This window comes from Streptomyces palmae, assembly GCF_004684805.1.
GTDB classification, from domain to species: domain Bacteria; phylum Actinomycetota; class Actinomycetes; order Streptomycetales; family Streptomycetaceae; genus Streptomyces; species Streptomyces palmae.
In genome coordinates this window covers 19,456-33,058 of sequence record NZ_SRID01000030.1, presented here as the reverse complement: position 1 = coordinate 33,058, position 13,603 = coordinate 19,456, and the positions used below count along the sequence as shown (strand labels likewise).

The 13,603-nt window shown below is 70.7% G+C and carries 10 protein-coding genes and 1 pseudogene; 9 read left to right on the top strand and 2 right to left on the bottom strand.

What is annotated here, in order from left to right:
- A pseudogene (locus E4099_RS33975) lies at positions 1–471 on the bottom strand (hypothetical protein); the annotation flags it as partial.
- Between the two features lie 26 nt (positions 472–497).
- Positions 498–1,460 (bottom strand): hypothetical protein, encoded by a 963-nt coding sequence (locus E4099_RS34795; RefSeq protein ID WP_135337834.1) that lies wholly within the window; start codon positions 1,458–1,460, stop codon positions 498–500.
- Between the two features lie 132 nt (positions 1,461–1,592).
- Here E4099_RS34795 and E4099_RS05690 point away from each other — a divergent pair, with 132 nt between their 5' ends.
- From E4099_RS05690 to rodA, 9 genes are all read left to right on the top strand, one after another.
- The gene (locus E4099_RS05690; protein ID WP_135337833.1) at positions 1,593–4,226 is read left to right on the top strand and encodes a valine--tRNA ligase; all 2,634 of its coding nucleotides are present in this window, start codon (positions 1,593–1,595) and stop codon (positions 4,224–4,226) included.
- A gap of 103 nt (positions 4,227–4,329) precedes the next feature.
- On the top strand, positions 4,330–5,850 hold the full coding sequence (gene folC / locus E4099_RS05685; protein ID WP_135337832.1) for a bifunctional tetrahydrofolate synthase/dihydrofolate synthase: 1,521 nt from the start codon (positions 4,330–4,332) through the stop codon (positions 5,848–5,850).
- 1 nt (position 5,851) lies between these two features.
- Positions 5,852–6,187: a DUF4233 domain-containing protein gene (locus tag E4099_RS05680; protein ID WP_135337831.1), complete on the top strand. Its 336-nt coding sequence runs from the start codon at positions 5,852–5,854 to the stop codon at positions 6,185–6,187.
- Between the two features lie 203 nt (positions 6,188–6,390).
- Complete coding sequence (gene ndk, locus E4099_RS05675; RefSeq protein ID WP_135337830.1) at positions 6,391–6,804, top strand: nucleoside-diphosphate kinase; 414 nt, start codon at positions 6,391–6,393, stop codon at positions 6,802–6,804.
- Between the two features lie 296 nt (positions 6,805–7,100).
- Entirely contained in the window at positions 7,101–8,120 is a 1,020-nt protein-coding gene (locus tag E4099_RS05670) for a rod shape-determining protein (RefSeq protein ID WP_135337837.1), read from the top strand.
- A 136-nt stretch (positions 8,121–8,256) separates the two neighbouring features.
- The gene (mreC, locus tag E4099_RS05665) at positions 8,257–9,198 is read left to right on the top strand and encodes a rod shape-determining protein MreC (protein ID WP_135337829.1); all 942 of its coding nucleotides are present in this window, start codon (positions 8,257–8,259) and stop codon (positions 9,196–9,198) included.
- Positions 9,199–9,204: 6 nt separating this feature from the next.
- Entirely contained in the window at positions 9,205–9,903 is a 699-nt protein-coding gene (gene mreD / locus E4099_RS05660; protein ID WP_135337836.1) for a rod shape-determining protein MreD, read from the top strand.
- Between the two features lie 123 nt (positions 9,904–10,026).
- Positions 10,027–12,165 carry a penicillin-binding protein 2 gene (mrdA, locus tag E4099_RS05655; RefSeq protein WP_135337828.1) on the top strand — a complete coding sequence of 713 codons (2,139 nt, stop codon included), beginning with the start codon at positions 10,027–10,029 and terminating at the stop codon, positions 12,163–12,165.
- Positions 12,162–13,361: a rod shape-determining protein RodA gene (gene rodA, locus E4099_RS05650; RefSeq protein WP_135337827.1), complete on the top strand. Its 1,200-nt coding sequence runs from the start codon at positions 12,162–12,164 to the stop codon at positions 13,359–13,361. The genes mrdA and rodA overlap by 4 nt, the downstream gene beginning before the upstream one ends.
- Positions 13,362–13,603 lie beyond the last annotated feature (242 nt).

Genomic DNA, 13,603 nt, shown 5'->3' with positions numbered 1-13,603 from the left:
GGGCTGGGTGGTGGGCGGGGCGCTGCTCGGCCCGTCGGTGCCCGGGCTCGCCGAGCCGGTGGGTGCCGGCCCCGCCTTGTCGTTCTTGTCGGAGTCCCCGCCGACGGCCACCACGATGCCGCCGACGATCGCGCCGACCACCACGACCGCGCCGATGGCCAGGGCTATCTTCGTGTTCTTGCTCATGCCGCCGCTCGGCGGCTGGGGCGGCTGCGGCGGCTGGCCGTACGGCCCCGGCTGCTGCGGCGCGCCATACGGGCCGGGTTGGCCGGGCTGGGTGGGCTGGGCGTACGGGTTCGGCTGGCCGGGCTGGCTCGGCTGGGGGTAGCCGTAACCGGGCTGGCCGGGGGCGCCGCCCTGGCCGTAGGGGCCAGGCTGCTGCGGCGGACCGTACGGGCCGGGTTGCTGCGGCTGGCCGTAGGGACCGGGCTGCGGCTGCTGACCGTAGGGGCCAGGCTGAGGGAAGCTCATGTCAGTCCTTGCTTTGTCGCCTGCTGCTATCCGTCGATCTCGACACGCGCGTCGCGGCGCACCTTGGCGGTCAGCTCCGCGGCGTCCTGGAGCGACATGCCTTCGCCCAGGACCTCCGAGGCCGGGTCGACCATCACCGTGACGCCGAGGGTGCTCTTATCGCCCCAGACGCATGCGGGCGCGCTCATGGATCCCCGTTCCGAGGTGAACTTCATGGCCTGGCACTTGAGTACGTCCCCGTCGAAGCCCTCGGGGGAGAAGTCCTGGGCCGGCCCCTCGGCCTGGGCGCTGCCGTCGTCCTCGAGCGACTTGACGATGACCGCGAGGGCGAGCTTGGCGCCCTGCCGCGGGTCCTTGACCTCGCCCCACACTCCGGTGAACTTCATCCGTTCGTGCGCCGAGGCCTCGTAGTCCGCCGTCACCAGGTGCGGCTTGTCCACCACGTCCACCTTGCGCAGCCGCTCGTCGCCGGACTTCGACAGGTCCTGGTCGCCGGAGCCCTTGCCCTGCCGGTGGTAGCTGTCGGCGACCGTCTTGGGCGTGGTGAGCTTGTAGCGGCCGGAGCCGTCGGAGCCGAAGAACAGCACCACCGCGGTGGCCACCGAGGCCACACCGGCCAGCGCGCCCACCACCATGCCGATCTTCTTGCCCCGCCCGCCGCCCGGCCGTGCCGCGGGCTGCTGCTGCCCGTACGAGGTGGGCTGTCCGTATCCGCCGGGTGCCGGATAGCCCGGCTGGTACCCGCCCTGCTGCGGGTAGCCGGGCTGGCCGAAACCACCCGGCTGCTGCGGCGGGGTGTAGGGCCCCGGCTGCGGGGAATGCTGGGGCTGACCGTAACCACCTGGCGCAGCGGCACCGGGCTGCTGGGGGTATCCGTAACCGGGCGGCTGGGCGTAGGGGTTGGGCACCGGCGGCTGCTGTCCCGCGCCATACGGACCCGGCTGGGCTCCGGGGGAGCCGGGTTGCGGTGGCGGCTGGGAGTAGCTCATCTGGCCTTCCTTCGGTGCGTCCTCGTTGCGCGCGACAGTTGTTCAACATCCTTCCCGACGTCACCGGCTCGGTTCCGCCCGGGGCGGCAACGGGTTCGTAACGGAGTGGCGCGGGCCCGTAGACTGGCCGCCGTGACCGATAACACTCAGCAGAGCCCCGCGAGCGGGCCGAACAGCACCCCCGAACTGCCGACCCAGTACGCACCGGCCGAGGTAGAGGGGCAGCTGTACGAGAGCTGGGTAGCGCGCGGTTACTTCGAGGCGGACGCGAAGAGCCCCAAGGACCCCTTCACCGTCGTCATCCCTCCGCCCAACGTCACCGGCTCGCTGCACCTGGGCCACGCCTTCGAGCACACCCTGATCGACGCCGTCACCCGGCGGAAGCGGATGCAGGGCTTCGAGACGCTGTGGCAGCCGGGCATGGACCACGCCGGCATCGCCACCCAGAACGTCGTGGAGCGCGAGCTGGCCAAGGAGGGCAAGTCCCGCCACGACCTGGGCCGGGAGGCGTTCGTCGAGCGGGTGTGGCAGTGGAAGGCCGAGTCCGGCGGGCAGATCTCCGGCCAGATGCGCCGTCTCGGTGACGGTGTCGCCTGGTCCCGCGAGCGCTTCACCATGGACGAGGGCCTGTCCCAGGCCGTCCAGACGATCTTCAAGAGGCTCTACGACGACGAGCTGATCTACCGGGCCGAGCGGATCATCAACTGGTGCCCGCGCTGCCTGACCGCCATCTCCGACATCGAGGTGGAGTACCAGGACGACGACGGCGAGCTGGTCTCCATCCGCTACGGCGAGGGCGACGACTCGATCGTGGTGGCGACCACCCGCGCCGAGACCATGCTCGGTGACACCGCGGTGGCCGTGCACCCGGAGGACGAGCGGTACCGCCACCTGGTCGGCACCGAGATCGAGCTGCCGCTGACCGGCCGCCGCATCCCGATCGTCGCCGACGAACACGTCGACCCGGAGTTCGGCACCGGCGCGGTCAAGGTCACCCCGGCCCACGACCCCAACGACTTCGAGATCGGCCAGCGGCACGACCTGCCCAGCATCACCGTGCTGGACGAGCACGCGGTGATCACCGCGCACGGCCCGTTCCTGGGCCAGGACCGGCTGGAGGCGCGCAGCGCCATCGTGGCCGCGCTGCGCGCCGAGGGCCGGATCGTCGCCGAGAAGCGCCCGTACACCCACTCGGTGGGGCACTGCTCGCGCTGCAAGACCACCATCGAGCCCCGGCTGTCCATGCAGTGGTGGGTCAAGACCGGCCCGCTGGCCAAGGCCGCCGGCGACGCGGTCCGCGACGGGCAGGTGAAGATCCACCCGGAGGAGATGTCGAAGCGCTACTTCGACTGGGTGGACAACCTCCACGACTGGTGCATCTCCCGCCAGCTGTGGTGGGGCCACCGCATCCCGGTCTGGTACGGGCCGGACGGCGAGATGGTCTGCGTCGGACCGGACGAGGAGCCGCCCTCGGGCGAGGGCTGGCACCAGGAGACGGACGTCCTGGACACCTGGTTCTCCTCCGGCCTGTGGCCGTTCTCCACCCTGGGCTGGCCGGAGCGGACCGAGAGCGTCGAGCGGTTCTACCCGAACTCGATCCTGGTCACCGGCTACGACATCCTGTTCTTCTGGGTCGTCCGGATGATGATGTTCGGCATCTACGCGATGGACGGCACCCCGCCGTTCCACACCGTGGTGCTGCACGGCATGGTCCGTGACCAGTTCGGCAAGAAGATGTCCAAGTCCTTCGGGAACGCGGTCAACCCGCTGGACTGGATGGACGCCTACGGCTCCGACGCGGTCCGCTTCACCCTGGCCCGCGGCGCCAACCCGGGCGTGGACGTGCCGATCGGCGAGGACTGGGTGCAGGGCTCCCGCAACTTCGCCAACAAGATCTGGAACGCCACCCGCTTCGCCCTGATGAACGGCGCCACGGTGGAGGGCGAGCTGCCGCCGGCCGAGCGGCTGTCGGCCGCCGACCGGTGGATCCTCTCCCGGCTGAACTCGGTCGTCGCCGAGGTGGACGCGTACTACGAGGACTACCAGTTCGCCAAGCTCTCCGACGCGCTGTTCCACTTCGCCTGGGACGAGGTCTTCGACTGGTACGTCGAGCTGTCCAAGACCACCTTCGCCAAGGGCGGCGCCGGGGCCGAGGCCTCCCGCCGGGTCCTCGGCGAGGTGCTGGACACCACCCTGCGGCTGCTCCACCCGGTGATGCCCTTCGTCACCGAGAAGCTGTGGACCGCGCTCACCGGCCGGGAATCCGTGGTGATCGCCGAGTGGCCCACCGACAGCGGCTTCCGCGACCAGGCCGCCGAGCAGGAGATCGGCACCGTTCAGCAGCTGGTGACCGAGGTCCGCCGGTTCCGCTCCGACCAGGGCCTGCAGCCCGGCCAGAAGGTCCCGGCCCGGCTCGACCTGGCCGGCACCGCGCTGCCGCCGCACGAGGACGCCATCCGCTCGCTGCTGCGCCTGCAGCCCGCCGGGGACGGCTTCACCGCCACCGCCGCGCTGCCGGTGGTGGGCGCCACGGTGGAGCTGGACCTGTCCGGCGCGATCGACGTGGCGGCCGAGCGCAAGCGGCTGACCAAGGATCTGACGGCGGCGGAGAAGGAGGTCGCCCAGACCTCCGCCAAGCTCACCAACGAGGCGTTCCTGGCCAAGGCGCCGGACCACGTGGTGGAGAAGATCCGCACCCGGAAGGCGGCGGCCGAGTCCGACATCGAGCGGATTTCGGCGCAGTTGGCCGCCCTGCCGCAGGGCTGACCGGCCCCGCGACCGCCCCATCGCCGCCCCGGACCGTCACGGTCCGGGGCGGCGATGTCTGTCCTCGCCCGATGTGTCGCACCCGCCTCGTAGACTTGGGCCCGTGAGTGAGCCCCCACAGCACGAGCCCGACCCTTCGGACACGCCCGACGAGTTCGACGACATCGTCGACGCCGAGACAGTTCGCGACCCCGACCTGGCGGTGATCGAGGCCGGCAGCCGCACCCTGCGCGCCCAGGCCGGGCCGCCGCAGGGCGACCAGGTGCCCGCCCGACCGGAGGATCCGGAGGTGGACCGCGCGCTGCGCGAGGTCGAGACGGAGCTGGCCGGCCGCTGGGGCGAGACCAAGCTGGACCCCTCGGTGCAGCGCATCGAGGCGCTGATGGACATCCTCGGCTCCCCGCAGCGCGCCTACCCCTCGATCCACATCACCGGGACCAACGGCAAGACCAGCACCGCCCGCATGATCGAGTCGCTGCTGGGCGCCTTCGACCTGCGCACCGGCCGCTACACCAGCCCGCATGTGCAGTCGGTGACCGAGCGGATCAGCCTCGACGGGGCGCCGATCTCCGCCGAGCGGTTCATCGAGACGTACCAGGACATCAAGCCGTACGTCGAGATGGTGGACGCCCAGCAGGAGCACCGGCTGTCCTTCTTCGAGGTGCTGACCGCCATGGCGTACGCGGCCTTCGCGGACGCGCCGGTGGACATCGCGGTGGTTGAGGTCGGCATGGGCGGCACCTGGGACGCCACCAATGTGATCGACGCCGGCGTCGCGGTGGTCACCCCGATAGCGCTGGACCACACCGACCGGCTCGGCGAGACCCCGGAGCAGATCGCCGCCGAGAAGGGCGGGATCATCAAGAAGGACGCCACCGTGGTGCTCGCCCAGCAGCCGGTGGACGCCGCCTCGGTGCTGCTCCGCAAGGCGGTCGAGGTGGACGCCACGGTTGCCCGGGAGGGCCTGGAGTTCGGGGTGCTGGGCCGGGAGATGGCGGTCGGTGGGCAGCTGCTGACGCTGCGCGGTCTGGGCGGCGAGTACCCGGAGGTCTTCCTCCCGCTGTACGGCGCCCACCAGGCGCACAACGCGGCGGTGGCGCTGGCGGCGGTGGAGGCGTTCTTCGGGATCGGCTCCCAGCACGCCCGCACCCTGGACCTCGACACCGTCCGCCGCGCCTTCGCGCAGGTCACCTCGCCGGGTCGGCTTGAGGTGGTGCGCCGCAGCCCCACCGTGGTGCTGGACGCGGCGCACAACCCGGCGGGCGCCCAGGCGACGGCCGCGGCGATCGGTGAGGCCTTCGGCTTCAGCCGGCTGATCGGAGTGGTCGGGGCCAGCGACGACAAGGACGTACGCGGCCTTCTGGAGGCGTTCGAGCCGATCTTCGCCGAGGTGGTGATCACGCAGAACTCCAGCCAGCGGGCGATGGACGCGGACGCCCTGGCGCAGGTCGCGGTCGAGGTGTTCGGAGCCGAGCGGGTCCAGGTGGAGCCCCGGTTGGACGACGCGCTGGAGGCGGCGATCACCCTGGCCGAGGAAGAGGGCGAGTTCGCCGGGGCCGGCGTCCTGGTCACCGGTTCGGTCATCACGGTCGGCGAGGCACGGCTGCTGCTGGGGAGAGGCTGAGATGCGGACACTGTGCGCGAGCACGCTGATCGGTGAGTTCATGGTGATCGGCTTCGCCGGGCTGGTCGCCATGAACACCTCGGACCTGTCCACCGGCACCGTGTGGACGGTCAGCGGGATAGCCATGCTGCTGTGCCTGCTGCTGTGCGGGGTGCTGACCCGACCGGGCGCGGTCCAGGTGGGCTGGGCACTCCAGGGCGCCCTGGTGCTGAGCGGTTTCGTGGTGCCGACCATGTTCTTCCTGGGGGCGGTCTTCGGTGGTCTGTGGTGGGCCTCGGTGCACTTCGGCCGGAAGATCGACGAGGCGAAGGCGCGGTTCGCGGCGATGGGGTCCTAGGGGAGCCGGTGGGGACTGGGCGGTGTGTTTTTCGGCTGCGGGACGTCTGTGGCTGAGCGCGCAGTTCCCCGCGCCCCTTCGGGGCGCGTCGTGCGCGGGGTGAAGTCCGTGCCGGTTTCGGGGCGGGCTGCTCACCCCTGTAGCCTCGGGGCCACCACCCTTCTGCCCTACACAGGGCCCTCCCCTCTACAGGAGTCCGCACCATGACCCAGCGCACCCTCGTCCTCCTCAAGCCCGACGCGGTCAAGCGGGGCCTGGTCGGCGAGATCATCGGCCGGATCGAGCGCAAGGCGAACTGGTCCATCACCGCGCTGGAGCTGCGTACCCTCGGCCGCGACACGCTGGAGCAGCACTACGCCGAGCACGTGGGCCGGCCGTTCTACGAGCCGCTGATGGAGTTCATGGCCTCCGGCCCGATCGTGGCGCTGGTCGTCGAGGGCGAGCGGGTCATCGAGGGCGTGCGCGCGCTGGCCGGCCCGACCGACCCGATCCAGGCGGCCGCCGGGACCATCCGGGGCGACTTCGGCACCATCGTCCGGGAGAACCTCGTCCACGCCTCGGACTCCGAGGAGTCCGCGGAGCGCGAGATCAAGATTTTCTTCCCGGGTCTCGCCTGACGCAGCGTCACGTTCGGACCCCGGTCGACCGGGGGCGGCCGATATTCTCGGTCGCCCCTTGGCATATGCGGAGCCAATCGGGGGAACGCGACACCCCGACACGACGTCACCATTGGTAGAGGGCGGGGTCGTGTTCTGCTGACAATGGCGGAGGACCCTCGCGTCGCACGTGCGCGACCGAGACTACGATGAAAGCTTCCGCGCCCTCGCAGCGCACCCACATCACCCATCCTGCCGACCTCAAGTAAGCATTCGCTCAAGTTGGGAAGGCCAGACGCATCCTCATGGGGAACAACATGTCGTTCATCGGCCGTGACATGGCTGTCGACCTCGGGACCGCCAACACGCTGGTGTACGTCAGGGGCCGCGGGATCGTCCTCAACGAGCCGTCAGTCGTCGCCATCAACACCAACACGGGCGGAATCCTCGCCGTGGGCGCCGAGGCGAAGAAGATGATCGGCCGGACCCCTGGCAACATCGTCGCCGTCCGCCCGCTCAAGGACGGCGTCATCGCCGACTTCGAGATCACCGAGCGGATGCTGCGCTACTTCATCCTGAAGATCCACAAGCGCCGCTACCTGGCCCGCCCGCGTGTGGTGATCTGCGTGCCCTCCGGTATCACCGGAGTCGAGCGCCGCGCCGTCATCGAGGCGTCCACCCAGGCGGGTGCCCGGCAGGTGCACATCATCGAGGAGCCGATGGCCGCGGCGATCGGCTCCGGCCTGCCCGTCCACGAGGCCACCGGCAACATGGTGGTGGACATCGGCGGCGGCACCACCGAGGTCGCGGTGATCTCGCTCGGCGGCATCGTCACCGCCCAGTCCATCCGGGTGGCCGGCGACGAGCTGGACAACGCCATCATCCAGCACGTCAAGAAGGAGTACAGCCTCCTGCTGGGCGAGCGCACCGCCGAGAACATCAAGATCACCATCGGCTCCGCGTACGCCACCGCCGGCGAGGAGCACACCGAGATCCGCGGTCGCGACCTGGTCAGCGGGCTCCCCAAGACAGTGGTGATCTCCGCGGCCGAGGTGCGCAAGGCCATGGAGGAACCGGTCAACTCGATCGTCGACGCGGTCAAGACCACCCTCGACAAGTGCCCGCCGGAGCTGTCCGGCGACGTCATGGACCGCGGCATCGTCCTCACCGGCGGCGGTGCGCTGCTGCGCGGCCTGGACGAGCGGCTGCGGGTCGAGACCGGCATGCCGATCCACATCGCCGAGGATCCGCTGGACTCGGTGGCCCTGGGCTCCGGCAAGTGCGTCGAGGAGTTCGAGGCGCTCCAGCAGGTGCTGGACGCCCAGCCCCGCAGGTGACGCCGGTCACCGTGGCGTTCCGCCGTACGGATGAGGGTCCGTCCGCCCGGCGGAACGCCGAAACACCGGCCCCCGCCGACATCTCGGCACGCAAGGCATAAGGTCCGACTCCTACGAGGAAGGCACGTCGCCGCACGTGAGGGACACACGAGAGAGCCGCCTGCTCCTGGTGCTGCTGATCGCCATCGCGTTCGCACTGATCACGGTGGACATCCGAGGCGGCGAGGACTCGCCCCTCGACGGTGCCCGAAGGACCGCCGCCTCCGTCTTCGGACCGGTGGAGGAGGGCGTCGCAGGGGTGGTGGACCCGGTCGGCAACGCCGTCGCCGCGGTACGCGACTCCGACGAGCGCCACGACCGGATCAGCGATCTGGAGCGCGAGAACACCGAACTCAAGCAGCGCCTCGGCAGCGACACCCGCAACCGGGCCCGCTCCGCCGAACTCGACAAGCTGCTGCGCACCGCCGGCCGCGGGCAGTACGGCATCACCGGCGCCGAGGTCATCGCCATCGGCAGCACCCAGGGATTCTCCTGGACCGTCACCATCGACGCGGGCAGCCGCGACGGCGTCCGCCGCGACATGACCGTCATCAACGGCGACGGACTGGTCGGCCGGGTCACCACGGTCGGCTACTCCACCGCCACCGTGCTGCTCGCCAACGACCCCGACTTCACCGTCGGCACCCGGATGGAGAAGACCGGCGAGATCGGCTTCGCCAACGGCCAGGGCGACCGCCCGCTGCGCGTCCAACTGCTCAACGGCAAGGCCAACGTGAAGAAGGGCGACCGGCTGGTCACCTTCGGCTCGCGCGGCAACCGGCCCTTCGTCCCCGGCGTGCCGGTCGGCGAGGTGGTCCGGGTGGACGCCTCCGACGGCGGACTGACCCGCACCGTCCAGGTACGCCCGTACGTCGGCTTCACCAAGCTCGACATCGTCGGCGTGGTCACCCAGGCACCGCGCGACAACCCCCGCGACTCGGTGCTGCCGCCCCGGCCGGCCGAGCCCAAGACCGAACCGAAGCGGAAGGTCACCCCCCGGGACACCGCGCCCCCGAGCGACGCCGCCACCAGGAGCTGACCGATGCTGCGCCTCAACCGGATCCTGCTCTCCACACTGCTCGTGGTCGTCGCCCTGTTCACCCAGATCTGCGTACTGGCCCGGCTCAACCTGCCCGGCGCGGTCCCCGACCTGCTGCTGCTGGTCGTCCTCGCCCTCTCCCTGGTGTACGGGCACACCGCGGGCGCGCTGATCGGCTTCTGCGCCGGCCTGCTCGCCGACTTCGCGCCGCCCGCCGACCACGCCGCCGGCCGCTACGCCCTGGTGCTCTGCGTCATCGGCTACCTGGCCGGCCTGGCCAAGCCCGAGACCGGCCGGCTCCGGTCGGCCGCCGGCCCGATGCTGGTGGTCGTCGGCGCCTCGATCGGCTCCACCCTGCTGTACGCCGGGGTCGGCTCGCTGGTCGGCGACGACGGGGCGGCCAGCCCGGGACTGGCCAAGCTGCTGATCACCGCGGCCCTGTACAACCTGCTGCTGGCGCCGTTCACCGTGCCGCTGATCATGGCCCTGGCCCGGCACACCGAGCACGACCCGCTGATCGACAGCTCCGGCGGCTCCAAGCCCGACGGCTCCTACGGCTGGCTCAACTCGGCCGGCGGCCTGGGCTCCGGCCGACTGGGCCGGAAGTCGTCCCGGGTCGGCAGCCCGCGCAGCAGCCTGATGAACAAGGCCGCCAAGAACCGGGCCGGCAAGGCCGGACGCCTCAAGGGGGTCAAGCGGCTGTGAACAACCCGCCCGCCACCAGCCTCGGTGCAGGCTCCCCCGGACGACGTCCAGGAGGATCGCCACGCGCCATGAGCAACACCCACCCGTCGCCCGCCACCACCCCCAGCGGAGGCGCTGCGCGCAATGAGTAACATTCCGGAGACCGGTCGGACCCCTCGGGTCACCGTCCGGCTGGCCGTCATCCAGATCCTGGTCTTCTCGCTGCTGCTCACCCTCGGCGGACGCCTCTGGTACCTCCAGATCCGCAACGGTGACGAGTACACCGCCAAGGCCGACAACAACCACGTGCAGCAGGTCGTCCAACCCGCCACCCGCGGCGCCATACTGGACGCCCGCGGCATCCCGCTGGCCGACAACGAGACCCGGCTGGTGGTCTCCGCCAGCCGCACCGACCTGATGAAGATGCCGGACGACGGCGAGGCGGTGCTCACCCGACTGGCCGGCGTCCTGGACATGAAGCCCGCGGACGTCATGGCCAAGGTGCGGCTGTGCGATGCCAAGACCCCGCAGCCCTGCTGGAACGGTTCGCCCTACCAGCCCATCCCGATCACCGACGAGGCCACCACCCAGCAGGCCCTGCAGATCCGCGAGCGCGCCGAGGAGTTCCCCGGCATCAGCGCCGAGCCCACCCCGGTGCGCCGCTACGCCGCGCCCGGTGAATCCAACGCGGCCCAGGTGCTCGGCTACCTCTCCCCGGTGACCGACGAGGAGATCAAGAAGGCCGAGGACGGCCCGTCACCGCTGCTGCGGTCGGACCAGATCGGCCGCTCCGGGCTGGAGCGGACCTACGACGCCGAACTGCGCGGCAAGGCGGGCGTCACCCGCTACGAGGTGGACAACCTCGGCCGGGTCATCGGCAAGGCGAAGAGCGAGCAGGCCCAGCCCGGCTCCAACGTGATCACCAGCATCGACGCCCGGGTGCAGGCGGTCGCCGAGAAGGAACTGGCGCTGGCCATGAAGGAGGCCCGCAAGTCCTTCGACAAGAACACCGGCACCAACTACAAGGCCGACGCGGGCGCCGTCGTGGTGATGGAGGCCAAGACCGGCCGGGTCGTCGCCATGGCCTCCAACCCCACCTACGACCCCAACGCCTGGGTGGGCGGCATCTCCGCCCGCGACTACAAGCAGCTCACCGGCAAGGACTCCAACTACCCGCTGCTCAACCGGGCCATCCAGGGCCAGGCCGCGCCCGGCTCCATCTTCAAGGTGATCCCGACCACCGCCGCGGTCAACGCCGGCTACTCCTTCGAGGGCCCGTACCCCTGCCCCAGCTCGTACAGCATCGGCGGCCAGGTCTTCAAGAACTTCGAGTCCGCCGGGCACGGCGACATCAGCCTGGGACAGGCCCTCGAGGTCTCCTGCGACACCGTCTACTACGGCCTCGCGCACCAGCAGTGGCTCAAGGACGGCGGCAACAACCCCAAGAAGGACGCCAAGGACTGGTTCTACAAGACCGCCCACCAGTTCGGCCTCGGCAAGACGACCGGCATCGACCTGCCCGGCGAGGTCAGCGGCCGGGTCCCGGACCGCAAGTGGAAGAAGGACTACTGGAAGGCCAACGAGAAGGCCTGGTGCAAGAGCGGCAAGAAGGACGGCGACTACGCCCAGCGCATCGCCTACGAGAACTGCCTCGAAGGCATGAAGATGCGCGCCGGTGACTCCGTCAACTACTCCATCGGGCAGGGCGACACCCTGGTCACCCCGATCCAGATGGCCACCATCTACGCGGCCATCAGCAACGGCGGCACCCTGTACGACCCGAGCGTCGGCAAGGCCATCGTCAGCGCCGACGGCAAGCACGTCCAGGAGATCAAGCCCAAGTCGCACGGTCGGCTGCCGATGGACGCGGCCACCCGGAAGAAGATAAACGAGGCGCTCGCGGGCGTGGCCACCCGAGGCACCGCCGCCTGGCGGTTCGTCGGCTGGCCGCAGGACAAGATCCCGATGCACGCCAAGACCGGTACCGCGGAGGTCTACGGCAAGCAGACCACCTCGTGGTTCGCGACGTACACCAAGGACTACACGATCGTGATGACGATCTCCCAGGGCGGCACCGGCTCCGGCGCCTCCGGCCCGGCGGTGCGCAACATCTACAACGCGCTCTACGGCGTCTCCGCGGACGGCACCATCGACCGCAAGAAGGCCCTGCTGCCGGTCCCGCAGCGCAGCCTGCCCAGGATCGACTCGAACGGCACCATCCAGGCCCAGCCGGTGGGCCGGGTCTACAAGGCCGTGGGCCTGGGCGGAGGTGCGCCGCAGTGACCACGCCCTCCGGCTACCCGATCCGGCGTTACGCCCCCGAGCCCGGCACCTGGAGCAAGCTGACCGCGCGCGACTCCGTGGTGCGCCGGCTCGACTGGGTGATACTGCTGGCCGCGCTCGCCCTCTCCGGCATCGGGGCGGCCCTGGTCTACTCGGCCACCCGCAACCGCACCGAGCTCAACCAGGGCGACCCGTACTACTTCCTGGTGCGGCACGCGCTCAACACCGGCATCGGCATCGGGCTGGCGGTGGCCACCATCTGGCTGGGCCACCGCACCCTGCGCGGCGCCGTACCCATCCTGTACGGGCTGTCCATCCTGCTGCTGCTGACGGTGCTCACCCCGCTCGGCTCCACCATCAACGGCGCCCACTCCTGGATCGTGATCGGCGGCGGCTTCTCCGTCCAGCCCTCCGAGTTCGCCAAGATCACCATCATCCTGGGCATGGCGATGCTGCTCGCGGCCAAGGTGGACGCGGGGGACCGGGAACACCCGGACCACCGCACCGTCGTACAGGCCCTCGGCCTGGCCGCGCTGCCCATCGCGATCGTGCTGCTCATGCCCGACCTGGGCTCGGTCATGGTGATGGCGATCATCATCCTCGCGGTGCTGCTGGCCTCCGGAGCCTCCAACCGCTGGGTGGCCGGGCTGATCGGCACCGCGGTGATCGGCGCGGTCCTGGTCTGGCAGCTCGGAGTGCTGGACCAGTACCAGATCGACCGCTTCGCCGCCTTCGCCAACCCGGCACTGGACCCCGCCGGCGTCGGCTACAACACCAACCAGGCCCGGATCGCCATCGGCTCCGGCGGACTGCTCGGCAAGGGGCTCTTCCACGGCACCCAGACCACCGGGCAGTTCGTCCCCGAGCAGCAGACCGACTTCGTGTTCTCGGTGGCCGGCGAGGAACTGGGCTTCGTCGGAGCGGGCCTGATCATCGTGCTGCTCGGCGTGATCCTCTGGCGCGCCTGCCGCATCGCCCGCGAGACCACCGAGCTCTACGGCACGGTGGTCGCCGCCGGCATCATCGCCTGGTTCGCCTTCCAGGCCTTCGAGAACATCGGCATGACCCTGGGCATCATGCCGGTGGCCGGACTGCCCCTGCCCTTCGTCTCCTACGGCGGCTCCTCGATGTTCGCCATCTGGATAGCGGTGGGGCTCCTCCAGTCCATCAAGGTCCAGCGGCCGATATCAGCCTGAGCCTCGCCCCCACACCACGGCCCGGCACCCCCGCCCATCGCGGAGGCGCCGGGCCGCGGTCGTCCGCGGGCGCCCGTACGGCGGCGGGGGTGGGGCCGAGGCCGTGTGCGGGTTCCGTATCGCGGCGGGAGTGGGGCCGCGGCCCCGCTTGGGCGCCGTGCCGAGGGGATGCGAACCGCGGCCCGGCGCGCGGACACCTCACCGCGGCCGTGCGCGGGCACCTCACCGCGGCGTAGATTCGC